Annotated in this window: 24 protein-coding genes; 4 read left to right on the top strand and 20 right to left on the bottom strand. The window is 54.7% G+C overall.

From position 1 onward, the window contains the following. Positions 1–77 precede the first annotated feature (77 nt). Entirely contained in the window at positions 78–614 is a 537-nt protein-coding gene (locus ACT3RW_RS05340; protein ID WP_444613068.1) for a GNAT family N-acetyltransferase, read from the top strand. Positions 615–636: 22 nt separating this feature from the next. On the opposite strand, the gene ACT3RW_RS05335 is transcribed toward ACT3RW_RS05340, so the two are convergent. The 8 genes from ACT3RW_RS05335 to ACT3RW_RS05300 all read right to left on the bottom strand — a co-directional run bounded on the left by ACT3RW_RS05335 (position 637) and on the right by ACT3RW_RS05300 (position 6855). After that, positions 637–1974: an MFS transporter gene (locus ACT3RW_RS05335; RefSeq protein ID WP_444613067.1), complete on the bottom strand. Its 1338-nt coding sequence runs from the start codon at positions 1972–1974 to the stop codon at positions 637–639. A gap of 40 nt (positions 1975–2014) precedes the next feature. Further along, positions 2015–2896 (bottom strand): SseB family protein, encoded by an 882-nt coding sequence (locus tag ACT3RW_RS05330; protein ID WP_444613066.1) that lies wholly within the window; start codon positions 2894–2896, stop codon positions 2015–2017. 221 nt (positions 2897–3117) lie between these two features. Next, on the bottom strand, positions 3118–3855 hold the full coding sequence (priA, locus tag ACT3RW_RS05325; protein WP_131089912.1) for a bifunctional 1-(5-phosphoribosyl)-5-((5-phosphoribosylamino)methylideneamino)imidazole-4-carboxamide isomerase/phosphoribosylanthranilate isomerase PriA: 738 nt from the start codon (positions 3853–3855) through the stop codon (positions 3118–3120). Between the two features lie 27 nt (positions 3856–3882). Then, complete coding sequence (locus ACT3RW_RS05320) at positions 3883–4032, bottom strand: hypothetical protein (RefSeq protein ID WP_165477352.1); 150 nt, start codon at positions 4030–4032, stop codon at positions 3883–3885. Positions 4033–4034: 2 nt separating this feature from the next. Next, positions 4035–4670, bottom strand: a complete 636-nt coding sequence (gene hisH / locus ACT3RW_RS05315) for an imidazole glycerol phosphate synthase subunit HisH (protein ID WP_131089913.1) — start codon at positions 4668–4670, stop codon at positions 4035–4037. Further along, positions 4671–5291 carry an imidazoleglycerol-phosphate dehydratase HisB gene (gene hisB / locus ACT3RW_RS05310; RefSeq protein ID WP_262198073.1) on the bottom strand — a complete coding sequence of 207 codons (621 nt, stop codon included), beginning with the start codon at positions 5289–5291 and terminating at the stop codon, positions 4671–4673. A 22-nt stretch (positions 5292–5313) separates the two neighbouring features. Continuing rightward, complete coding sequence (locus tag ACT3RW_RS05305; RefSeq protein ID WP_444613065.1) at positions 5314–6420, bottom strand: histidinol-phosphate transaminase; 1107 nt, start codon at positions 6418–6420, stop codon at positions 5314–5316. Positions 6421–6501: 81 nt separating this feature from the next. After that, on the bottom strand, positions 6502–6855 hold the full coding sequence (locus ACT3RW_RS05300; RefSeq protein WP_444613064.1) for a LysM peptidoglycan-binding domain-containing protein: 354 nt from the start codon (positions 6853–6855) through the stop codon (positions 6502–6504). A gap of 257 nt (positions 6856–7112) precedes the next feature. On the opposite strand from ACT3RW_RS05300, the gene lexA reads away from it, so the two are divergent. Further along, positions 7113–7832, top strand: a complete 720-nt coding sequence (gene lexA / locus ACT3RW_RS05295; protein WP_131089917.1) for a transcriptional repressor LexA — start codon at positions 7113–7115, stop codon at positions 7830–7832. Between the two features lie 62 nt (positions 7833–7894). Here the strand turns inward: lexA and ACT3RW_RS05290 are convergent, their stop codons facing one another. From ACT3RW_RS05290 to hflX, 3 genes are all read right to left on the bottom strand, one after another. Then, positions 7895–8950: a glycoside hydrolase family 76 protein gene (locus ACT3RW_RS05290; RefSeq protein WP_444613063.1), complete on the bottom strand. Its 1056-nt coding sequence runs from the start codon at positions 8948–8950 to the stop codon at positions 7895–7897. A 92-nt stretch (positions 8951–9042) separates the two neighbouring features. After that, complete coding sequence (locus tag ACT3RW_RS05285) at positions 9043–11043, bottom strand: ATP-dependent DNA helicase (protein WP_444613062.1); 2001 nt, start codon at positions 11041–11043, stop codon at positions 9043–9045. Then, positions 11036–12604, bottom strand: coding sequence for a GTPase HflX (gene hflX, locus ACT3RW_RS05280; protein WP_444613061.1), 1569 nt, complete (start codon positions 12602–12604; stop codon positions 11036–11038). Before hflX ends, ACT3RW_RS05285 begins: the two co-directional genes overlap by 8 nt. A gap of 421 nt (positions 12605–13025) precedes the next feature. Here hflX and ACT3RW_RS05275 point away from each other — a divergent pair, with 421 nt between their 5' ends. Then, positions 13026–13631 carry a class I SAM-dependent methyltransferase gene (locus tag ACT3RW_RS05275; RefSeq protein WP_444613060.1) on the top strand — a complete coding sequence of 202 codons (606 nt, stop codon included), beginning with the start codon at positions 13026–13028 and terminating at the stop codon, positions 13629–13631. Between the two features lie 69 nt (positions 13632–13700). Here the strand turns inward: ACT3RW_RS05275 and dapF are convergent, their stop codons facing one another. Genes dapF through miaB form a run of 3 tightly spaced genes read right to left on the bottom strand, consistent with a single transcriptional unit; the run spans position 13701 to position 17105 of the window. Further along, positions 13701–14636 carry a diaminopimelate epimerase gene (gene dapF, locus ACT3RW_RS05270; protein WP_444613059.1) on the bottom strand — a complete coding sequence of 312 codons (936 nt, stop codon included), beginning with the start codon at positions 14634–14636 and terminating at the stop codon, positions 13701–13703. An 8-nt stretch (positions 14637–14644) separates the two neighbouring features. Then, the gene (gene miaA, locus ACT3RW_RS05265; RefSeq protein WP_131089923.1) at positions 14645–15571 is read right to left on the bottom strand and encodes a tRNA (adenosine(37)-N6)-dimethylallyltransferase MiaA; all 927 of its coding nucleotides are present in this window, start codon (positions 15569–15571) and stop codon (positions 14645–14647) included. Positions 15572–15575: 4 nt separating this feature from the next. Continuing rightward, complete coding sequence (miaB, locus tag ACT3RW_RS05260) at positions 15576–17105, bottom strand: tRNA (N6-isopentenyl adenosine(37)-C2)-methylthiotransferase MiaB (protein ID WP_444613058.1); 1530 nt, start codon at positions 17103–17105, stop codon at positions 15576–15578. A 257-nt stretch (positions 17106–17362) separates the two neighbouring features. Between miaB and ACT3RW_RS05255 the strand changes: the two genes are divergently transcribed. After that, complete coding sequence (locus ACT3RW_RS05255) at positions 17363–17569, top strand: hypothetical protein (RefSeq protein WP_444613057.1); 207 nt, start codon at positions 17363–17365, stop codon at positions 17567–17569. Positions 17570–17572: 3 nt separating this feature from the next. Here the strand turns inward: ACT3RW_RS05255 and ACT3RW_RS05250 are convergent, their stop codons facing one another. From ACT3RW_RS05250 to pgsA, 6 genes are all read right to left on the bottom strand, one after another. Further along, complete coding sequence (locus tag ACT3RW_RS05250; protein WP_131089926.1) at positions 17573–18442, bottom strand: regulatory protein RecX; 870 nt, start codon at positions 18440–18442, stop codon at positions 17573–17575. Beyond that, on the bottom strand, positions 18442–19494 hold the full coding sequence (gene recA, locus ACT3RW_RS05245) for a recombinase RecA (protein WP_131089927.1): 1053 nt from the start codon (positions 19492–19494) through the stop codon (positions 18442–18444). Before recA ends, ACT3RW_RS05250 begins: the two co-directional genes overlap by 1 nt. A gap of 240 nt (positions 19495–19734) precedes the next feature. Next, a complete protein-coding gene (locus ACT3RW_RS05240) occupies positions 19735–19959 on the bottom strand; it encodes a DUF3046 domain-containing protein (RefSeq protein ID WP_131089928.1) in 225 nt (74 codons plus the stop codon). 111 nt (positions 19960–20070) lie between these two features. Then, positions 20071–20484: a helix-turn-helix domain-containing protein gene (locus tag ACT3RW_RS05235; RefSeq protein WP_131089929.1), complete on the bottom strand. Its 414-nt coding sequence runs from the start codon at positions 20482–20484 to the stop codon at positions 20071–20073. 193 nt (positions 20485–20677) lie between these two features. Then, entirely contained in the window at positions 20678–21163 is a 486-nt protein-coding gene (locus ACT3RW_RS05230) for a CinA family protein (RefSeq protein WP_444613056.1), read from the bottom strand. A gap of 11 nt (positions 21164–21174) precedes the next feature. Next, positions 21175–21777 (bottom strand): CDP-diacylglycerol--glycerol-3-phosphate 3-phosphatidyltransferase, encoded by a 603-nt coding sequence (gene pgsA, locus ACT3RW_RS05225; RefSeq protein WP_131089931.1) that lies wholly within the window; start codon positions 21775–21777, stop codon positions 21175–21177. Between the last annotated feature and the right edge of the window lie 3 nt (positions 21778–21780).

The following is a 21780-nucleotide window of genomic DNA, read 5'->3' as shown; positions in this document are numbered from 1 at the left end:
TTTGGAGCGGGCCCATTGTTGTCTCCGCCACGTCGAATCGGCCTTTCCTGCAAATGCGTGAGCGCTAGTGTTGGATTATGAAGATCCTTGAACAGCCAACACTCGATGCCAACTCTTTTCGTTTGCGTCCCTTTTTGGACAACGACGTTGTGGCGGTTCAGCAAGCTTCAGCAGATCAGTACATTTCACACATCACTACGCTTGCCTTTGAATCAACGCGTGAACAAGCTCTGAGCTTTATTCAGCGTCAACGCCAACGGGTCATCGACAAAACCGGCTATTCCTTCGCCATTGCCGATGCAGGATCTGATCTGGTTGTCGATCAGATTGGATTATGGCTACGCAACGCTGACCGGGGTCGGGCCAGTATCGGGTATTGGATCGCCAAGGAGCATCGTGACCGTGGCATCATCACTCGCGCACTAGAAACCCTCAGCATCTGGGGTTTGGCGCATCCGGGCATTCATCGCCTCGAACTTTATGTAGAGCCGTGGAATCTGGCTTCATGGCACGCAGCGCAAGCCTGCGGCTTTGAACGGGAGGGATTACTTCGCGGTTGGGAAATTATCAACGGCGAACCCAAGGACCTCTACATGTACTCACGACTGAGCTGACAACTTTCGGTCATGCCGCCGATTAGACGGTGGTTTCCCAACGACGTTTCTGAGCACGGCGTACCCGGCGACGAATCTGCTGGGCAACCAACGCAACGAGCACAACCACGGCGGCCATGCCACCAATGGCGACAAAGGCGTAATCAGGGCCGACGTTGTCGACAAATAGTCCGGTGACCGGGGAGCCCAAAGCGGTACCGGCGGTCATGGCAGAGCCATACCAACCCATGGCTTCGCCACGGCGCTTTTCTGCCACCAGATCCGTGAGCCATTCTGAGGCAGCGGACAATGTCGGGGCGCAAAGGAAGCCTGGCAAAGCGGAGAGCAAAGCCAAGGACCATGTATCCCACGCGAAGTACATGGGAATGGTCAAGATCGCCATGAACAGCAAGAGCAATAGTGGCGAGACAACGCGCTTCATGGATCCGTAGATGAGTCCACCGATCAGCGAGGCCCCGCACCAGAAGAAGAAGACCAGACCCAACCGGTTGCTTTGCATTGATGCATCAAGCTCCGCGACGATCGATACTTCGGTTCCGGTCAACAGCATGCCAGCACCGGCCGAGGCAATGAATACGGCCAGGACCGAAGCGCTAACCCAGTTGAACCGGCTTTTAAATGCCCGCCCACGTTTCTTGATGCGGGATCGCGCCGATTTCCAGCCGGCCAAGATCAGCTCGCCTTCAACCTCTTGAACACCCATCGGTGCTGCGGCGATAAAGCTGGCTTCCGCACCGAGACGTTCTTCATGAGCGTTAGACCGCAAGGCTATGGCCTTCGGGTCATCACTTCGTGTTGGAGGATTCAGGATCATCAAGGCAAAACCGGCTAGAGATGCGGTAACACCAATAACGCTCAGTCCGATAACGCTGCTGATCTGGGTAGCGACGATCCCTGCGCTGGCAGGTCCAACAATGAATACGAGTTCCGTAGCGGTGGCATCCAAAGCAAAGGCCGTGCGACGTTGCTCTCCGGTGGTCATGATTCCCAGAGCTGTACGCACCACGGAGAATACCGGCAGAGCGAAAAGGCCACCGATGAAAGCCAAAGGATAAACCCAGACCAGCGGCACGTGCGGTACGGTGCACCAAACGATGGTCTCAACGATCACCGAGGGAAGCATGGCTCGGCGCAGGCCCCAGGTGTCAACGCGAGCACCACGCCATGGCGCACCGATAGCAATACCAACAGTCATCAATGCGGTGACAAGGCCAGCTGATACCCATGACTGGTCTAGGTCATTTACTAGGTGCAAGAGCAACAACATGCTCAATGCCGAGTGAGGAAGTCGGGCAATCATGCCGATCAGCAACAACAGCGCAATCTGCGGCTGACGCAAAATCTGCAAATAGCTTTTCATGCCCGAAGTGTTCCTTTGCTAGGTAAGGAGCCCGCCGAGTCTAGCTAGGCGCGCTGTGCAAACTAAGTTCTAAAGAATCCACCGCTTCGGTGAATTCGGAGTTTTGGGACAGTCGTCCCTGAATTGCGCTGGTAATTTCCTGCGCTTGGCTAGGGCTTGTCCCCTGTGCGAAAACAAACTGTAAATTAAGTTCTGGTCCGGAACCACCGCCAAGAACGACTTGGCCGTCCATGGTTCTTGAGCCTACTCCCCTGCCCGGCGCCAGCTTCACTGCCTGCAACTGCGTGAAACCTTCGGTGGCGTTTTGGACTAGGTTGGCGATCTGCTGATTCTGATAACTCGGAATCCATTCGATCTGTTTGGCTAGGTTCCAGACCCCGGGTCGTCGAAGGACAAAGGTAAATTCGCTACCAGGGTCTAGAACTAGTAGTTGGCAATCTTCACTGACCGCTGAGAGTGCTGCTCGGGGAGCAAATACTGCCACCGGACGAGCTTCCTTATGCCAAGCCTGAAGTCGTTCCACCGTGGTGAAAATTGGAAGCGCCATACGACCATCCGGTGCTTTGATTTTCACCAGTGCCATGTCGGCTTCTTTATCAGCGGCGAAGCCGTGGTCACCCATAGCTTCTTCGCCTAGCTGAGCTACAACGGCAACAAACACTCGGGCTGCAGCCATGGCTTTGTGAACTTCCAGCTCGGAGCCGCGACCGGCTTGTAGCTCAGTGAGTGCCGCCATGACTTTTGCGTCGGCGCTGCCGTCGTCTTTATCAAAGTTATGTAGCGGGTTGCCCTCACCGCTAAGGTCGCGTCCATCCCAACTCTGACCTGCCGAGTCGACGGGTGAACCGGCCTGCGCCAGCGCGGCGACGATGTGTCCCGGCAGGTGGCGTTTAGGCGCTGATTCGTTGTGCTCCGTGCTCATAAGTCCATGCTATCTGGGGAATCGATGTTGGTGCAGGGTAGTTTTGATTCTTCATTCATGAGCTTGAACACCACTTGTCGATGACGTCAGTCAATAATTGCCCAATTCGCTAGCTAGTTACCGTCAAACGGGCCAGCTGCAGTGAGTTCAATTTCAGAACAAAAAATTGACGGTTTGAAAGCCTAGGCTTTCAAACCGTCAATAGTGAAGATCAGCTCGCGTTAGCGACGACCGGCAACGTCCAGCGCTTCTTGAAGCGTGAACTGACCAGAGTACAAAGCCTTGCCCATAATTGCGCCTTCGATACCCTCAGGAACAAGTTCGCGCAATACCCGCAGATCCTCTAGCGAAGAGATTCCGCCGGAAGCTACAACAGGCTTATTGGTCTTAGTAGCAATCTCGCGAAGCAATTCAACATTTGGTCCGCGCAAGGTGCCGTCCTTGGTTACGTCAGTTACGACGTAGCGGGCGCATCCTGCGTCTTCCAAACGTGCCAGAACTTCCCATAGATCGCCACCGTCTTTGGTCCATCCGTGGCCTGAAAGCGTAGTGCCTCGCACGTCCATGCCCACAGCAATTTTGTCGCCATGGCGAGCAATCGCCTTTTTGGTCCATTCAGGGTTTTCAAGTGCCGCGGTGCCAAGGTTCACGCGAGTAGCACCGAACTCCAACGCACGGTCCAAGGACGCATCGTCGCGGATACCGCCGGAGAGCTCAACTTTGATGTTCAGTTCCTGTGCGATGCGCTGGACAATCTCGACGTTGCTGCCACGATCAAATGCCGCGTCCAAATCAACGAGGTGGAGCCACTCAGCTCCAGCGTTCTGCCATGAAAGTGCGGCTTCTAACGGGTCGCCATAGCCAGTCTCGGAGCCCGCTTCGCCCTGAACTAGGCGCACGGCCTGTCCTCCGGCGATGTCTACGGCAGGCAAAAGTTCGAGGATTGGTTGCTCGCTCATAATGTCCTTAGTGAAGTAGCGAATGTTCTAAAGGGTCAGTATCCACGCGGCGATGATGCTCATGCCTGCGAGTACCCAGAGTGCGATAACCCAAGAGATATGGGCCTTTTGGCTTTTGAGGGAGATGGCGCCACCTGCGAGGAAAGCACCGACGAACCCAAGCACGATAGTCCACATGTTTAGAGGGTATCCAACCAGTTGCGCAACAGTCGGGCTCCAGCGTCGCCAGACTTTTCGGGATGAAACTGAACGGCCGACAGCGGACCGTTTTCGACTGCAGCGACGAACGGAGTTCCGTGCGTACTCCACGTGACCTGCGGTGGTGTCATGGCAGGCTGAGTAACGTCAAATTCCCACTTCTGCACTGCGTATGAGTGAACAAAGTAGAATCGTTCGTTTTCAACGCCAGCAAAAAGCTTGCTTCCCTCTGGAGGCTGTACGGTGTTCCATCCCATGTGCGGGATAACATCGGACTTCAGACGCTCCACAGTTCCCGGCCACTCGCCGATGCCCTCGGTTTTCACCCCGTGCTCCACGCCTTGTTCAAAGAACACTTGGTGGCCAACGCAGATACCCAAGACTGGCTGTCCTCCGGCAATGCGGCGACCAATCCAGCGAAGCGATCCGGTAGCGGTGAGTTGTTCCATGACCGATGCGTAGGCACCTACGCCTGGAACGACTAGACCGTCAGCAGCAACAATTTTCTTTGGATCCGCCGTGAGTTCAACCGATGCCCCAGCAGCTTCGAGCGCACGCACTGCAGATCGGACGTTGCCCGAACCGTAGTCGAGAACTACTACATTTTTCTTTGCCACTTACAGGGCACCCTTCGTGGATGGAATCTTGTCGCCCATGCGCTCATCAAGTTCGACTGCTTCTCGCAGTGCACGAGCAAAGGACTTGAACTGAGCTTCAACGATGTGGTGCGGGTCGCGGCCAGAGAGGACCTCGATGTGTGCACAAATCTGAGCGTGGAATGTGATGGCTTCAAATACGTGGCGAGTCATCGATCCGGTGAAGTGACCACCAATAAGGTGGTATTCCTGACCAGCTGGTTCACCGGAGTGCACCAGGTACGGACGACCGGAAACGTCGACCACTGAACGAGACAACGCCTCATCTAGTGGCGCGTACGAGGTGCCGAACCGACGAATTCCCGCCTTATTACCAAGGGCTACACGCAGAACCTCACCGATGGTGATCGCGGTGTCTTCAACGGTGTGGTGCACATCGATGTGAGTGTCACCCGTGGCTCGCACGGTGAGATCGATCAGCGAATGCTTAGACAACGCCGTAAGCATGTGGTCGTAGAACGGCACAGAGGTGCTGATCTCGGAAACGCCAGTTCCGTCGAGATCTAGCTCAACAAAAATCGACGATTCGCTGGTGACGCGTTCCATGCGGGCGCGACGTGCGCCAATCAATTCGGCAGACATGTCTTCCTTCGCTTGATCCTGATTAGTTGTCCGCGCCGAGCAGTTCGGCGAGACGATCCAAGAATGCTGTAGTTTCTGATTCGGTTCCGGCAGTTACGCGCAGCGTACCCGGGATCCCATTGTCGCGGACGATGATGCCAGCTTCCAGCAACCCCTCCCAGATGGAGTGGGGATCAGCGAGCCCGCCAAAAAAGACAAAGTTGGAGTCTGAGACAGAGGGTTTGAGACCCAATGCCTTGAGACGATCAACAATTCGGTCACGCTGGGTTTTGATGTCCTCAACCTGAGCAAGCAACAATTCAATGTTTTTCAGGGCCGCGATGGCCGTTGCTTGGGTGACTGCCGAGAGGTGATAAGGCAATCGAACCAAACGAATCGCATCGGTTACTTCTGGCGCTGCCGCTAGGTAACCCACGCGGGCTCCAGCCAGACCGAAGGCCTTGGACATGGTCCGCGAAACGATCAGACGCTGTCGGCCTTCAAGCAAGGTGAGTGCTGATTTGGTGCTTGCCAGGGAGAACTCGGCGTACGCTTCATCGACGATGACTACACCATTGTGTTCGCTCATTGCGTCGTACACTTCGGTGATGACATCAAGCCCGAGAGCGGTGCCGGTTGGGTTATTGGGGGAACAAAGGAAAACGATGTTCGGTTTGTTTTTGCGAACCTGTTCGGCGGCGGACTGCGCAGAGAGCGTGAAGTCTTCTGCCCGTTCTCCTGCGATGTACGCGGTGTCAGTACCGCTGGCCAGCAACGGGTACATGGAATAGGTTGGGCCAAAGCTCATTAGGCTTCGGTTCGGACCACCGAATGCTTGCAAAATTTGTTGCAGAATCTCGTTGGAACCGTTGGCGGCCCACATGTTCTCTGCAGTTAATCCGTGGCCAAGATAGTCGGCCAGCAATTCACGAAGTTCGGTGAATTCGCGATCAGGGTATCGATTAAGAGTTGTCGCAGCTTTGGCGACTTCTTGTGCGATGGCTTCCACGACCGTAGTTGGCAATGGATGGGTGTTCTCGTTGACATTCAGCTGGATGGGCACGTCGATTTGTGGTGCGCCATATGGGGATAGCCCGCGGAGATTCTCACGCAAGGGCAGCTGACTCAAAAGTTCACTGCGGTCATTCACGCAATAAGTCTACGTGTGGACGGGCTTGGGCAGTGAATCCGCTACGAGCCAAGGTAACAATCCCTTGACCACGTTTTACCTTTAGCCAGCAAGCACTGGAATCGACAGCGAGTCGCCGACATGAATCTGAGTGCTATCAAGCGAGTTCATTTCTGAGATGTGACTAACGGCTGAGGTGACGTCGTAACCTTCAGCGTATTCGCTGGCCAGACTCCAGAGCGTATCGCCAGGGATGACGGTTACGTCTACCGTTTCAACTCCCTCAGGTACTTCCGATGATGCGTGAGCATCCGACGCGAACATCGAGAAGAAGAAGGCCGCGGCGACAGTTAAGACGAACACTGGAATCCCGATAAGGACGGCCCAGCCCCGGCGGTTGATGCGGATCTTCATTGGTGAACGGGTTTCGTTTGAGTCAAGTGCGACAGTTGCCATGACTATGTCTCCTCAGAAATAGTTTTGATGCGAAGTTGTGTTCGATGATCTAGATTCGAAGACTTGTTCGAAACTAGTACATCTGTTCTAACAGAGCTTTGTCGAACTTGTCCAGAAGTTTTCGAACAAATCTTTGAAAGAACGGAACTTATCTACTAAGATTTCGAAGTAGACGAGCAATGAAAACATCACACCATCTAGCTCCGACAGTTTGGACTCACGAACTTTCGACTGCTTGCTAGGGAAGGCAAACTCTCATGTCAGCTTCACAACGCACTCCGCGATCGAATGCCCGTTCGCTGACGATTCGCCAAAAGAAGATCCTGGAAACGATCCAACGGTCTATCGGAAAGAACGGCTATCCACCATCGATGCGTGAGATTGGTGACTCCGTTGGCCTCAAGAGCTTGTCTAGCGTCACTCATCAGTTGAGCCAACTCGAAAAGCTCGGATACATTCGGCGCGACCCTCGACGTCCCCGCGCAATGGAAATCCTTCTTCCGCTGCAGTTGGCTGACGATAAGGACGAGTCACAGACAACGGAAGTACCCGCTACTGCCGCTGCCGACGATGCCATGGTGATCGAGCTCAGTACTTCAGCCGACACCACCATGGTTCCTTTAGTTGGTCGAATTGCCGCAGGTGGTCCGATCCTTGCCGATCAGTCCGTGGAAGATGTTTTCTCGTTGCCACGCCAGCTAGTGGGTCATGGAGAACTGTTCATGCTCAAGGTTTCAGGCGACTCAATGGTCGACGCTGCGATTTGCGACGGTGACTGGGTAGTTGTTCGTCGTCAGCAGACTGCAGATAATGGCGACATTGTTGCCGCTTTACTGGACGAAGAAGCGACTGTAAAGACTTTCCGTCAGCGCGACGGTCACACTTGGCTGTTGCCGCAGAACTCCCGCTACGAGCCTATTCTTGGTGATGCGGCCACGATCATGGGCCGTGTTGTTTCGGTAATGCGTTCGCTCTAAATAGAGATCTGATCAATGTGGGGCAGATGCCATTGGCATCTGCCCCACATCGTCTAGCTAAATCAATTTCGACTGTCGGACTCACAAGCAGCAGCTGCACTGAATATCATCCAGCGCTGGACTGCAGCCGAGAGCCTGCGTGGTTCCTGATCTACCAAACTGTTGGCGGTCGCCACGACCATCGTGCGTGCTGTCGACCGCGTCCTGCCATCAAGGCGCACATCATTAGCGGCCAGGGCCAGATACCTGACCAAGATTCCAGCAAACAAGTTGCCGTCGCCACCGCCGTTCAGCGAAAGCGCACCGGTGCTGTCGGTCAAGTATTGTGCACTGGCGTGGATCAGCGTTGTTGAGTGCTCTAAATCAGCATCTGATCCCAACTCCAGCAAAGCGCCTAGAACCGGCCCTTGGTTATAGGTGTAGAGCGCGTCCTCGATCCTGTGCCCGTCCGGCACCAACCGCAGCCCGTCCAAGTACAGCCCGCTGTCATTGCTAAACAGTCTTGCCCGTAGCCAGCTAAGTAGCTTCCGTGATTGGTCGCGTTCACCATTCCGGGCAAAAAATAGAGCGGCTGGTGCGTTAGCCGGCGCGTTTTTGAAGTCCTTCTTCCGGGACCAATACATTCCACCATCTAGGACATCGTCAATGGCTCCGTTGAGCTGTTTTCTCAAAGTGGTGACAGCCTGTTTGGCATTAGCTGAGCTGTGACCATCAAGGCGACGTGAGAATGAAAGTAATCTTTGGCTCGCCAAAGCTAGCCAAGCCATGTCATCAAAAAAGTAGTTTGGGAAGACACCGAAGTTCCGCAGCCGGATTCCCCGCAATAGCTCGACGGCTCGCTGAAGTTCCCGGTGCGCTGCATCTAAGTCATTGTCAGCCAGGTAGGCATAGCCGTCGTCGATGATGGCATCTAGGTAATGAGCCTGCCACCAGTAATTCCACTCGCGTAGCGGATGCGAAATCCCGTTGAGGTCACTGAGCATGCTGCCGTCACGAAGCTGGTGCGCCTTGCTGTACGGCAGCCCAATCCACGTTCCGGGCAGTCCAAGAAGACGTTGCCCAAAACGTGAGTGGGTGTCTTGCGCGGCGGTGCGGGCAAGTGTCTTCCAAGACTCCATAGTGCCTTCCGGAGATAAAGATTCCTCTACTTGGCACAGACATTAGCATCTGGCGTAAATGAATCTAGATGGCGCACCGTAGGTGCTTACGCCTACTTCTCTTCTTCGGGTTTGAGCCGCTCTAGGACACCGGTAATAACCTTCTTATCCACGGTGGGCCACATCGGTGGCAGCGTGGCCTTCAAGAAGCTGCCATAGCGTGCAGTGGCCATGCGTGAATCCAAAACCGCCACAACTCCGCGGTCATTGATAGAGCGAATGAGTCGTCCTGCACCCTGCGCCAACCGGATGGCAGCATGAGTCGCTGAGACCTGCATAAAGCCATTGCCGCCGTGTTTAGCAACATCCTCGGTGCGGGCTTTAGAAATCGGGTCATCCGGACGCGGGAAGGGAATCTTGTCGATGATCACGAGTCGGCAGGAATCTCCGGGTACGTCGACACCTTGCCACAGGGTCATCGTGCCAAAGAGACAGGTGTCGCGTTCAGCTGCAAACTGTTCAACCAAGGATTTCATGCTTGCTTCGCCCTGGCACAGAATCTCCACGTCCAATCGTTCCCGAAGGATGCTGGCAGCTTCCTCTGCTGAGCGTTTGGAAGTGAATAGCGCCAGTGCGCCACCGCCCGAGGCCTTGATCAGGTCCTCGATTTCGTCCAAGGTCTCCGCGGCTAGCTGCCGGCCCGGCTTGGGTAGGTGCTTGGCAACGTAGAGAATGCCCTGCTTTGGGTAGTCAAATGGACTACCTACGTCAACGCCGGTCCAGGTCGGAGCTCCTGCACCCATCAATCCCAAGGAACCCGCTACCGCATCAAACTGCGAACCGATAGCCAGTGTTGCGCTGGTCAGCACTACAGTGCGGCCGTCGAATAGCCCCTCTCGAAGCTTTCCCGCCACCGACAATGGTGCCACGTTGAGTGTTGCCGGTTGCGAATCGTCAGCTTCAACATATCCGCGGCCTTCCACAAATTCGCGTGGTCGAGTTGTGTAGAGGACTTCTCGGCGTTCTTCGGATTCAAGCATACGGATGGCATCATCCATCACTGCCTGCATCTGGGATCGAGCGGTCTGCCGTCCGCCATCTGCTGGTGCATTGGCTTCCGGTTTGGACAATGCAAGAATGAGCCGGGCCTGCTCCACAATGTCGTTGAGGGCAATGCCCATATCCTCACGCAGACCCTGTTCTAGCAGGCCGGTAGGAATTCCGGTCAAAGACTTTTCAAGCCGGTTGGAAGCCTTGACCATCTCATCTACGTTGACTCCGCAATGGCGTTTAGCACCGCCTGCGGCTGTCATTACGCTACGCGCCGACAATGCTCCAGAGACCGAGCTTGTCACTCGGTCTTGAAGCTCGTGGGCCTCGTCAATGATTGCTACTTCAAAGTCTGGAAGTACCGACAGGCCTTCGAAAGCTGAGACGGCTAGCAAGGCGTGGTTGGTAATCACGACGTCTGCTTCAGATGCCCGCGCGCGAGCCATCTCGGAGAAGCATTCGTCTGCCATGGGGCACTTTTGAGATCCCAGGCATTCCATTGCTGAAACTGAAACCTGTTTCCATGCCTTGTCGCTGACGCCAGGAACCAGTTCGTCACGGTCACCGGTATCGGTACGATCAGCCCATTCACGAAGCTTTAAGACTTCGCTGGCTAGCGGTGAGTAGGTCGTGCCCGCAGGGACGGCCGGCTCATCCATAGTGAACAGCGTGCCTTCATCATCTGGGTATCCGCCGCCGAGTTTATATTGGCACAGATAATTTGAGCGCCCCTTGAGCAGGGCGACATCCATGGGACGCGAGAGCTTGCCCTTGAGAGATTCGAGTAACCGTGGCACGTCACGACCGACAATCTGCGCCTGCAGTGCCAGCGTAGCGGTGGAGACAATCACTGGCTTAGCGCTAGTTTGCGCGTGAGCCAGCGCCGGAATCAGGTAGCCCATGGACTTACCCGTTCCGGTGCCGGCCTGCACCAGCAAGTGTTCTTCATCTTCCAAGGCGGTCACCACATGCTTGACCATTTCCTGTTGGCCCTTGCGCATGGCACCACCCATGGAAGTGACCGCGGCCTCGAGAAGTTCCAGGGCCTGCTCTTGCTTATCCATGAATGTTGAAGTTCTCCAACTCTGCAGCCAAGGAATCACGTACCTTGACGATCATCCGAGTGCCATCATCTAAATGTTCACTTTCCAGAATTTCAGATTCACTCTGGTGTAGCTTCGCGATCAAATCCCCACGGTTGTAAGGAATAAGAACTTCGAGCTGAATTCCGGGTCGTGGAATCAAGGCGCTGATCTTTTCAAGCAGCTCTTCAATTCCTTCACCCGTGTGCGCCGAAACCACCGAAGTGTTCGATTCACGGTTACGGATACGTTCAATGACAAATGGGTCAGCAACATCGGCTTTGTTCAGCACAATAACTTCAGGAATGTTCAGTGCGTCAACTTCGCCGAGCACCGTGCGTACCGCTTGAATCTGTCCTTCGGGATCCGGATGCGCAGCGTCAACCACGTGCAAGATCAGATCCGAATCCGCGATTTCTTCCAAGGTTGAGCGGAAGGCTTCCACCAGCTGTGTTGGAAGGTTCGACACAAAACCGACCGTGTCGGCCAAGGTGTAGGTCAGACCGTCTTCTGTGGACGACTGACGCACGGTTGGATCCAAGGTGGCGAACAGGGCGTTCTCCACCAAAACCCCAGCGTTAGTCAGGCGATTGAGCAACGAGGATTTACCGGCGTTGGTGTAACCAGCGATAGCTACAGCCGGAACTTCGTTGCGTTTTCGGTTGGCGCGCTTGGCCTCACGAGCCGGCTTCATCGCCTTGATTTCACGGCGTAGCTTGGCCATGCGGTCGCGAATACGACGGCGATCCATTTCAATCTTGGTTTCACCAGGTCCACGCGAACCGATACCGCCACCGGCAGCACCAACACGGCCACCCGCCTGACGAGACATCGACTCACCCCAACCGCGAAGGCGTGGCAGAAGATATTCAAGCTGAGCAAGCTCGACTTGAGCTTTACCCTCACGGGACGCCGCATGCTGTGCAAAGATATCGAGGATCAAGCTGGTGCGGTCAATAACTTTGACCTTGACGATATCCTCCAACGCACGGCGCTGGGATGGTGCCAATTCGGCGTCAACAACAACGGTATCAGCGCCGGTTGAGGCAACGATTCCGCGCAGTTCTTCAGCCTTGCCTGATCCAAGGAAGGTCGAAGGGTCTGGCTTGCTGCGTCGCTGAACAACGCCATCAAGAACCTCAGAGCCAGCGGTCTCAGCCAGCGCAGCTAGTTCACGCAGCGAGTTTTCGGCATCAGTAACTGTGCCTTCGTTCCAAATACCGGCAAGGACTACGCGTTCTAGGCGCAGCTGACGGTACTCAACCTCGGTAACGTCTTCCAATTCGGTGGACAGGCCGGCAACACGACGCAGAGCGCGTCGCTCAGCTAGATCGTCTTGGTTTCCATCGAACTGGGACAGGCCAGAAGAGAAACGGTTCAGCGCTGTAGCCTGGCCGGAGAAGATTGAAGAATCTTCCTCGCCGAAGTGCTGGATTTGTGGACTCTGGGCTTCATCAGCTTCGAGGATCCGGTCGATAGCGGCCTGGATCTGGGCATCATCCATTGATGCCGAATCGTGCTCGTGTGACTCGGAGTTAGTCATGGTCTCCTTAGAAGTACTTCGCTTTCCAGAATAGTGCCGAGGACCCCCACTTCGCGACGTGGCGCGTTGGGAGTCAGTCGTTTCATCACTCATTCGTAATCCTTTGCAAAGGCAATCAAATCTGCAGTTAGTCAGGTGAATGCTGGGTTACCGAGGCGCAAAGTCGATTGGCAAGGAGTGTGATGCACAACTTACGGAAAACAAAAAAGACTTCGCCGTCTACTGATTCGCTGTTCGGGCACGCCAAACCGGCACGCCTGCTTCAGGGAAATCACGAGGTAACCACAGCGGTTACGTCTTAGACGAATACGAAAGTCATACGGAAAACTCTATCAGTGAAAATTCTGCTTGCCTATATCGCTTTGATCACGTTGAATGCGCTGGTCTTTGGCCCGACGACGCACAACGATAAACTTTGGTCATGACCTCGGATCATTACTTCACCGCCAGCCCGGCTTCGGCAGACGAACGTCGCACCATTGAGGTTGAGCTTAATGGCTCGACTCGCAAGGTTCAGACGGCTTCTGGGATCTTCTCACCCACCGGGCTAGACAAGGGCACTGCTGTTCTCTTGCAATACGTCCCGACCCCGCGCGGACGCGTATTGGACATTGGCTGCGGTTGGGGACCGATTACCTTGACTGCGGCGGAGCAGTCTCCCGAATCCGAAGTTTATGGCGTAGATGTTAATGAACGTTCCATCGAACTGACGCGACTGAATGCGCAGAGTCTGGGGCTGAAAAATGTCATTGTCGGTACCCCCGATTCCGTTGACCCTCAGCTTCAGTTCGATACGATCTGGTCCAATCCCCCAATTCGCATCGGCAAGGAAGCACTACACGAGCTGTTGCTGCTGTGGCTTCCGCGCTTGGCACCGGGCGGAGATGCCTGGCTGGTAGTCCAAAAGAACCTGGGCAGTGATTCCTTGCAAAAGTGGCTTGTTGAGCAATTGCCAGCACAATGGTCGGTGACTCGCGAAGCGACGTCCAAAGCGTTCCGTGTACTAAAGGTTTCACGTCCGGCCTAAGCTGAACAGAAAAACTGCAGGACCTAGTTGAAACTAGGTCCTGCAGTTTTTTGCTTTGCTCAAAGACCTTTAGGCAGCGCCGATTACCCCGCGGCCCACAAGCTCAGCCGGGCCAGAAAGAATCGTGTCTTCTCCCCCAGCCGCATTTTCACGGAACTCTACGCCGACTACGCCTCCGGGAACTGCCACCGCCCATTGATTGATCAGTGCTGTGCCGCGAGCCCAGTAGCGGACAGCGGCAGCTGCCGCACACGCGCCAGTGCCACATGACAGCGTCTCTCCGACTCCACGTTCATGTACTCGCATACGCACCTGAGCTACACCGTCTTCTTCGATCAACGGATCACTAGGCACCACAAATTCAACGTTGGTGCCGTTAGGTGGAGTTGGAGCCACCTCTGGAGCCTGGAATAGATCAAGGCTTTCAAGCATGTCGAGGTCAGGTAATGCCACCACCGTGTGTGGGTTACCCATGGTGATGCTCAAAGCCGGAAGGGCCTGCTCCCAGTCGCGAGGCTTAACCATGGAATCGACGGACTCTGCTGTAGCTTTCTCTTCATGGATCAATCCCCATGGTCCAAGATTCACTGCATAGCCATCGACAATCCGGGTAATGGTTTTGATCCCGGCTCGACTACCGATCTGGATGCTCTGACCTACCTGCAGATCCACTAATCCCTCTGCAATTAGAAAGTGTGCAAAAGCGCGTACACCGTTGCCGCACATTTCAGCAATCGAGCCATCGCCATTGCGGTAGTCCATGAACCAATAAGCGTCTGGATTCTCCACGGCCTGCGTCTGGTATCCAGAGACCTGAGCGGTGGGAACTGCACGGATCAATCCGTCACCACCAATGCCAAAGCGGCGATGGCACAGCGCTGCTACTTGCTGTTCGCTCAGGTCTAGCTGGCCTTCTGGGTCCGAGATCAAAACAAAGTCGTTTCCCGTGGCGTGACCTTTAGCGAAAGGTTGCCCAGCTAATTGTTCTAGTTCGGTGGTGTACATCGATACTCCTAGCGTGTTGGTGCTTCGCTGGCCGAGCCAACGAGGGAAAGTGCTTTACCAATCAGGTCCGGTTCAGTGGGATTCAGCCAGCTCACCCGCGGGTCAGCGTTGAACCAGGTGATCTGGCGACGGGCAAATTTACGGGTGGCGATAACAGTCTGGTTGATTGCCTCAGCCCTACTGATTTCTCCATCGAGATAATCGGTGTACTGCTGATAACCGATGGCGCGTGAAGCAGTTTTTCCCTCACGTAGCCCGTGTTCGAGCAGTCCTGCAACTTCTTCGGCTAGTCCCATCGCATCCATTTTGTGTACGCGTGATTCCAATGCTTCATGCAACGCCGAGCGATCGTAATTTAGTCCGATCTGAATGGCGGGAGCAAAATACTCGCGCTGTGGCATGTATGAGCTGAAGGGTCGGCCCGAGATTTCAAAAACTTCTAATGCCCTGACAGCTCGACGCACATCAAGATTTCGCGCAGCTGAAATGGGATCAACATCAGCTAGTCTACGGCGCAAGTCTCCGTCGCCCATAGCTTGAACTTCTGCGTCCAAGCGCTGACGAACATCAGGATCGGTGGGCGGAAAATCGATCACGTCCAAGGCAGCACGCACGTAGAGGCCCGAACCGCCCACCATAACCGGGACTTTTCCGCGTGCCCGGATATTCGCAAAATGCTCTCGTGCTTGGGCTTGGAAGGTAGCCACGGAAGCTTCCTGAGTAATGGACAAGGTATCCATCAAGTGGTGCGCAACTCCGCCACGTTCGGACACAGGAAGTTTTGCTGTTCCAATATCCATGCCGCGGTAAAACTGAAGCGCATCGGAGTTGACAATTTCCCCGTCCAGTTCCTGGGCGAGGGCGATGGCTAGATCGGATTTTCCGGTGCCGGTGGGACCGACTACTGCGATGACTGGTAATTGAGAATTTCTCATTCGGCTAGCTGCGCACCTTCAAAGTTGGCATACCCAAATTTGCACGGCCAGCAGTAGAGCTAGTTCCTATACTCGGTACACCGCAGCTTTCTGCCTGCGCCCGATCCCACGCATCTCCGGCGCGCGAACGACGTAGTTCAAACTGTTCCAGGCTCGGATCTGAGACTAAGTGGAAGGCAGCTACTTCGGTAATTGGTAAGGTCACTAAATCTCCGGGTCGAGGGGTTGGTGCACCGGCCGGCACTGAGAAGTGAACAAGACGCTGGTCCTGTCCCCGACCGGCCATGCGGTGCGTTTCTTCAGACTTTCGTCCGGATTGTTCGGTAACCATAATCTCAACAGTACGGCCAAGTTGCTTGGCGTTCTCCTCTTTGGAGATCCGATCTTGCAAAGCGGTGAGACGTTCGTAGCGTTCTTGGACCACTGCTTTGGGCAGCTGATCTTCCAAAGTTGCTGCCGGTGTCCCGGGCCGCTTGGAATATTGGAAGGTGAAGGCGGAGGCGAATCGCGACGCTTCGACAACATCCATGGTCGCTTGGAAATCTTCTTCGGTTTCTCCGGGGAATCCAACAATGATGTCGGTAGTAATCGCTGCATTCGGAATTTGTTCGCGGACTTTGTCCAAGATGCCCAAGAATTTTTTGGAGCGATAGGAACGGCGCATATCCTTGAGCACCTTGTCTGAACCGGACTGCAGTGGCATGTGCAACTGTGGCATGACATTGGGAGTCTGGGACATCGCCTCGATGACGTCATCAGTGAACGCAGCAGGGTGTGGACTGGTGAACCGGACGCGTTCCAGTCCCTGGATCTCTCCGCAGGCACGCAATAATTTGCCGAAAGCTAGACGGTCACCAAATTCGACTCCGTACGAGTTTACGTTCTGACCTAAAAGAGTGACCTCAATGCCACCATCATCAACGAGTGCTTGAATCTCCGCCAGAATTTCTCCTGGTCGCCGGTCTCGTTCCTTACCGCGCAGGGAAGGAACAATGCAGAATGTGCAGGTGTTATTGCAGCCCACCGAAATGGAGACCCACCCGGCGTAAACCGACTCACGTCGCGTAGGCAAAGTGGATGGAAAGACATCCAACGATTCAAGGATCTCCAGCTCCGCCTTTTTGTTGTGCTCTGAACGAGCCAGCAACGTGGGTAGAGAACCAATATTGTGGGTGCCAAAAACGACATCTACCCAAGGTGCCTTTTTGAGGATCGAGTCTCGATCCTTCTGGGCAAGGCAGCCGCCCACAGCGATCTGCATGGTTGGACGTTCTGCTTTGATGTTTTTGAGAATGCCGAGGTTTCCGTAAAGCTTATTGTCCGCATTCTCGCGAACTGCGCAGGTGTTAAAGACGACGACATCGGCGACTTCATCTTCGCGCTCTTCTGGTTTGCGGTTCAGTCCGGCGTTTTCTAACAGACCTGAAAGACGCTCAGAGTCATGGACATTCATTTGGCAGCCAAAGGTACGCACTTCATAGGTTCGCGTCGCTTCTTCAGCGGTCGAGTTGCTATTGGTTTGTTGCTCAGTCACCCGTTAAGATTACCGAAACTTCGGTGGTACAGAAATATAGGTAACCCTAGGGTGAACCCCGGCTCCCCCACCTACGGCGGTGATCTTGTCGGGCCGTCGCCTGCGTTGATCTTCCAGATAAGATAAATCAGAGTAGTCGGGTACAAGATCATCTAAGACGAGGAAACTTGGGAATGCGTAGCTCCCGAAAGCGGTCAACAAGTTCCACTCCACCGCGGCCAAATCTCTCGCGGGGCATGAAAAAATTTCATTGGTGGATGGCTTCGCTAACGGCTCTACTCGTGCTGGTCGTACCGATTACGATCGGTGTCATCCCGCCGATCGATTACAAAACAGATAAATTGCTCTTTAATATTGGGCTGATCTCGGTGCTTGTTGGCGTGTGCGTCATAAGCATCTGGGTCTTCCAGAGCGTGGATGATTGGATCTTCCGGTTGAGCAAACATTCCAAACGGCGAGAGTGACCGCTAGATCTCAGATCCGAAGCGCTCTTCCCATTCTTCGCGAGCAACTTTAAAGGCCATACCGCCGTTGTAACCTTTACGCCCGAGCATTCCTACCAACCGGCGCAGCGACCTATCACGATCTACCCCCATCGATTCTGGGCGTAGTTTGGCACGGACAAGTTCACGAGCTCGCTGTTCCTCAGCCTCGTCGTCAATTTGTTCGAGCGCCTCGGCCGCAAGTTCATCGTCCACGCCTTTAGAACGTAGCTCGTGTTTGATGGCTCCGCGGGCAAGTCCGCGTGAACGGGCACGAGTGACTACCCAGGACTTGGCGAATCGTTGGTCATCAACCAAATTGATCTCTGCATAGCGCTCGATGACTTCATCAGCGATCTCTTCTGGGCATTCCTTGTCCAGCAGTTTATCTTTGAGCTGCTTGGCAGTCTTGTCACCAGCCGTTAGTTGGCGAAGCAAGATACCGCGAGCTTTTTCTCGCCACTGATCATCGCTAAGCTCTTCGGGTTCTCCCGATTCACGAGCTGCCTTACGCGCTGCACGCGTCTCGCGTCGTTCTTTTTTTGAAGGTATTGCTGGCGCAGGTGTTACCGGTGCCGCAACGATGCGTTGCATGGCTTCGCGAATTTCGTCGATGCTCTCAGGTTTTTTGTCATCCTCCTGAGGCAAAGGCGCAATAATGACAGGCTTTTGCTCTGTGCTAGCTCGCGGCTCATTGGCTTTGGCAGCAAGCTTCGATTGGATTTCTTCCGGATCAGGCTTGGCCCAGTCTGGCATGTCCTCAAAGTCACCCTGAAACTCTTTGGAAACGGACGTAGCGTCCGACCCGGATTTGTATCCGGGTCGGACGCTACGTCGTTGGAAGCTTGAGCTCACTACTTGTCGCCCTCGACAACTCGCAGTTCTGTCTCGTCTTCTTCAGCTTCGTCCTTTGGTATGACGCCAAGCTTCTGCAAGATCTGACGTTCTAGTTCATCAGACAGATCTGGGTTATCGCGCAGGAAGCGACGAGCGTTTTCCTTACCCTGTCCCAGCTGGTCTCCGTCATAGGTGAACCAAGCACCGGACTTCTTGACCAGGTTGTGCTCTACACCCATGTCGATGAGGGAGCCTTCACGCGAGATTCCGTGACCGTAAAGGATATCGAATTCTGCTTGCTTAAAAGGAGGAGCCATCTTGTTTTTGACAACCTTGCAACGAGTGCGGTTACCAACTGGGTTGGTGCCCTCTTTCAAGGTTTCAATTCGACGGATATCAATACGAACCGAAGCGTAGAACTTCAGTGCCTTACCACCGGTGGTGGTTTCTGGGCTACCGAAGAAGACACCGATCTTTTCACGCAACTGGTTGATGAAGACTGCAGTGGTCTTCGAGTGCGACAGGCGACCGGTGATCTTACGCAGTGCCTGCGACATCAGACGAGCCTGAAGGCCCACGTGACTGTCGCCCATTTCGCCTTCAATTTCTGCGCGGGGAACCAAAGCAGCAACGGAGTCAATGACGATGATGTCTAGTGCGCCTGAGCCCACGAGCATATCCATGATTTCCAGTGCTTGCTCACCGGTATCTGGCTGGGAAACAAGCAGGGCGTCGGTGTCCACACCGAGCTTCTTTGCGTATTCAGGATCCAAAGCGTGCTCAGCATCAATGAAAGCTGCAACGCCGCCGGCCCGCTGCGCGCTAGCTACAGCATGCAAGGCAACGGTGGTCTTACCCGAGGATTCTGGACCATAGATCTCCACCACGCGACCGCGTGGCAGGCCGCCAATTCCCAGAGCGACGTCCAATGCGACCGAACCGGTAGGAATTACTTCAATTGGTGCACGGGTTTCATCGCCCAAACGCATGACCGAGCCCTTGCCATAGGCCTTGTCGATTTGTCCGAGGACAGCTTCTAGAGCCTTTTCTCGATCATTATTTGCTGCCATGGTTCACCTTTGCTCGTGCAAGCCTCTAGCGACCTGCTCATGATTTATGTCCTGCTGTAGACAGTATGCTCGTCCACCGACACTTTGGACTCGGATAGCCCTCAAGTGTGGACAATCTCAGTGCGTAAGTTTTTGTTGCAGTTTCCTGTGTTGCTTCTAGGATAAGCATATCCGAACAGATGTTCGAAATTCAACACGGGGTTTTCGAAGGATCGAAAATAGAATTTTCGAGTTTTCCTCCTAGGACTCCTTGGGTTCGATGTCGATACCAAGCCAGCGTTCCGCCGGAACGTCCTGGGCCAGACACAATGCTTCCCAGACCTGCTTAGGCTTGATCCCTTTGTCTATTGCCTCAGACGCCGTCAGGCTGTCCAACTCGGTCAGTGCCATGGAGTCGGCTAATACATGCGAGTACCGCTGGCCGAACTCGGCTTCCATATTGCGCCAGAAATCGCTGATTTTCACCTAGTTATTCTCCCATGACATAGGCAAGGAGCCCACGCAATACACGTGGACTCCTTGTGTGGCTCCGGTAACCCGATTACTGAGCTGCGGCAACCAAAAGACTTGTTGAATTTAGACCGAAGCCAATGGCTTGCCGGTGCTCTTGTCGGCGAATTCGTTCGCCATGTCCATTGGCACGGTATCTGGGATAGCAATACCCTCGGCCAGTGCTACGCGTTCAGAAACTTCGCGCAACATCAGGGACAGTGGAATTTCTAGTGCCACGCAGATCGAGGAAAGCAGCTCAGAAGAGGCTTCCTTCTGACCGCGCTCAACTTCGGAAAGATATCCGAGGGATACGCGGGCGCTATGCGAAACCTCGCGAAGCGTACGACCCTGGCGTTGACGGACGTCACGCAGAACATCGCCGATTTCATGACGGAGTACTACCATTTTGTGCTCCTCCTTCTCGGGCTGGACCGTATGGGCTTCTCCCATATCGCGCCAACGGACAACACCATTGACAGTAAAGGGTTGCTTGACCATAAATTTAGCCTTTGCTCCTAGGTCCATCTCGAAGATCTGTTCAATACGGGGCCAACCTTGCGGCCCTGTAATTCGTACAACGGTGGGTCATACGATTTTGTTCCCTAAACTCAGCCTAATCGGAAAAATGCGACGCGTGCCACATAAAAGGCGATTTTTGCTAAATATCTCGGGAGAAATAGTATTGCGTGTCTTACTGTGAAGAAGCTTTATCTAACATGGCAGCCATCTGGTGGATGGCCGCTTGAGTGCTCTGCTCCCGAATCTGCGAGCGATCCCCCACAAAGTGGTGCTCCTTAGTCCCAGACTCAGCACCCCATGCCCATCCGATAAAGACCGTGCCTACCGGCTTCCCATCGTGAGCCTCTGGCCCGGCGACGCCCGTGGCCGAGATAGCCAGCTGCGCACCACAAGCGCGCAACGCACCCACGGCCATTTGGCGTGCAACTTCAGGATCCACTGAGCCCTTGCTCTGCAGCAAGGATGCATCTACGTGCAGTAGCTCGCGCTTGACGTCCGAGGAATAGCTAACAACTCCCCCACGCAATACTGCAGAAGCTCCGGGCACCTCGGCCAACCGTGCCGCGATCATCCCTGCGGTCAACGACTCCGCAGTGGCCAGCTGTACGCCTTGTTCGATCGCGGCAGCAATCACCGCGGGTGCCTGTGCCTTGAGCATGATCCGGCGCCTTACTTCTGCTTCTTAGCGGCAGCAACAAGCTGCCCGGCCTTGATGATGTACTCGACGCCAGTCACCACGGTGACCGCCAGGGTCAGTAGCATCAGGTACCAAGCCACGGTGTGCAGCCAGGCAATCTCTTGGGTCCAAGGCAACAGGTACAGGCCGATAACAACGGACTGCAATACGGTCTTGATCTTGCCGCCCATATTGGCCGCGATCACCCCGTAACGGATCACCACAACGCGCAGTAGGGTGATACCCCACTCACGAACCAGGATCACGATGGTGACCCACCATGGCAGCTCCGCCAAGATCGAGAAGCTAACCAACGCTGCACCGGTCAGTAGCTTGTCGGCGATCGGATCAGCGATCTTGCCGAAGTTGGTGATCAACCCGCGGCTACGGGCCAGATCCCCGTCGAGCTTGTCGGTGTACATAGCCAGCACAAACAGCACCAGGGCAACCCAGCGCCACAGGCCTTGCTCGGAGTCATCGGCCAGCAGTGCCCACACAAAGAAGGGCACCATGATAATGCGGATGGTGGTGAGCACGTTGGCGATGTTCAGCGTCGGTACCGGTGGCTGGGCGCCTGGGCCAGCTTGCTCGCTCATGGG

The sequence above is a fragment of the Glutamicibacter sp. AOP5-A2-18 genome, from assembly GCF_052446055.1.
Taxonomy (GTDB): Bacteria; Actinomycetota; Actinomycetes; order Actinomycetales; family Micrococcaceae; genus Glutamicibacter.
Note: the sequence above shows the minus strand (reverse complement) of the source record. Positions and strands in the feature narration are given on the sequence as shown.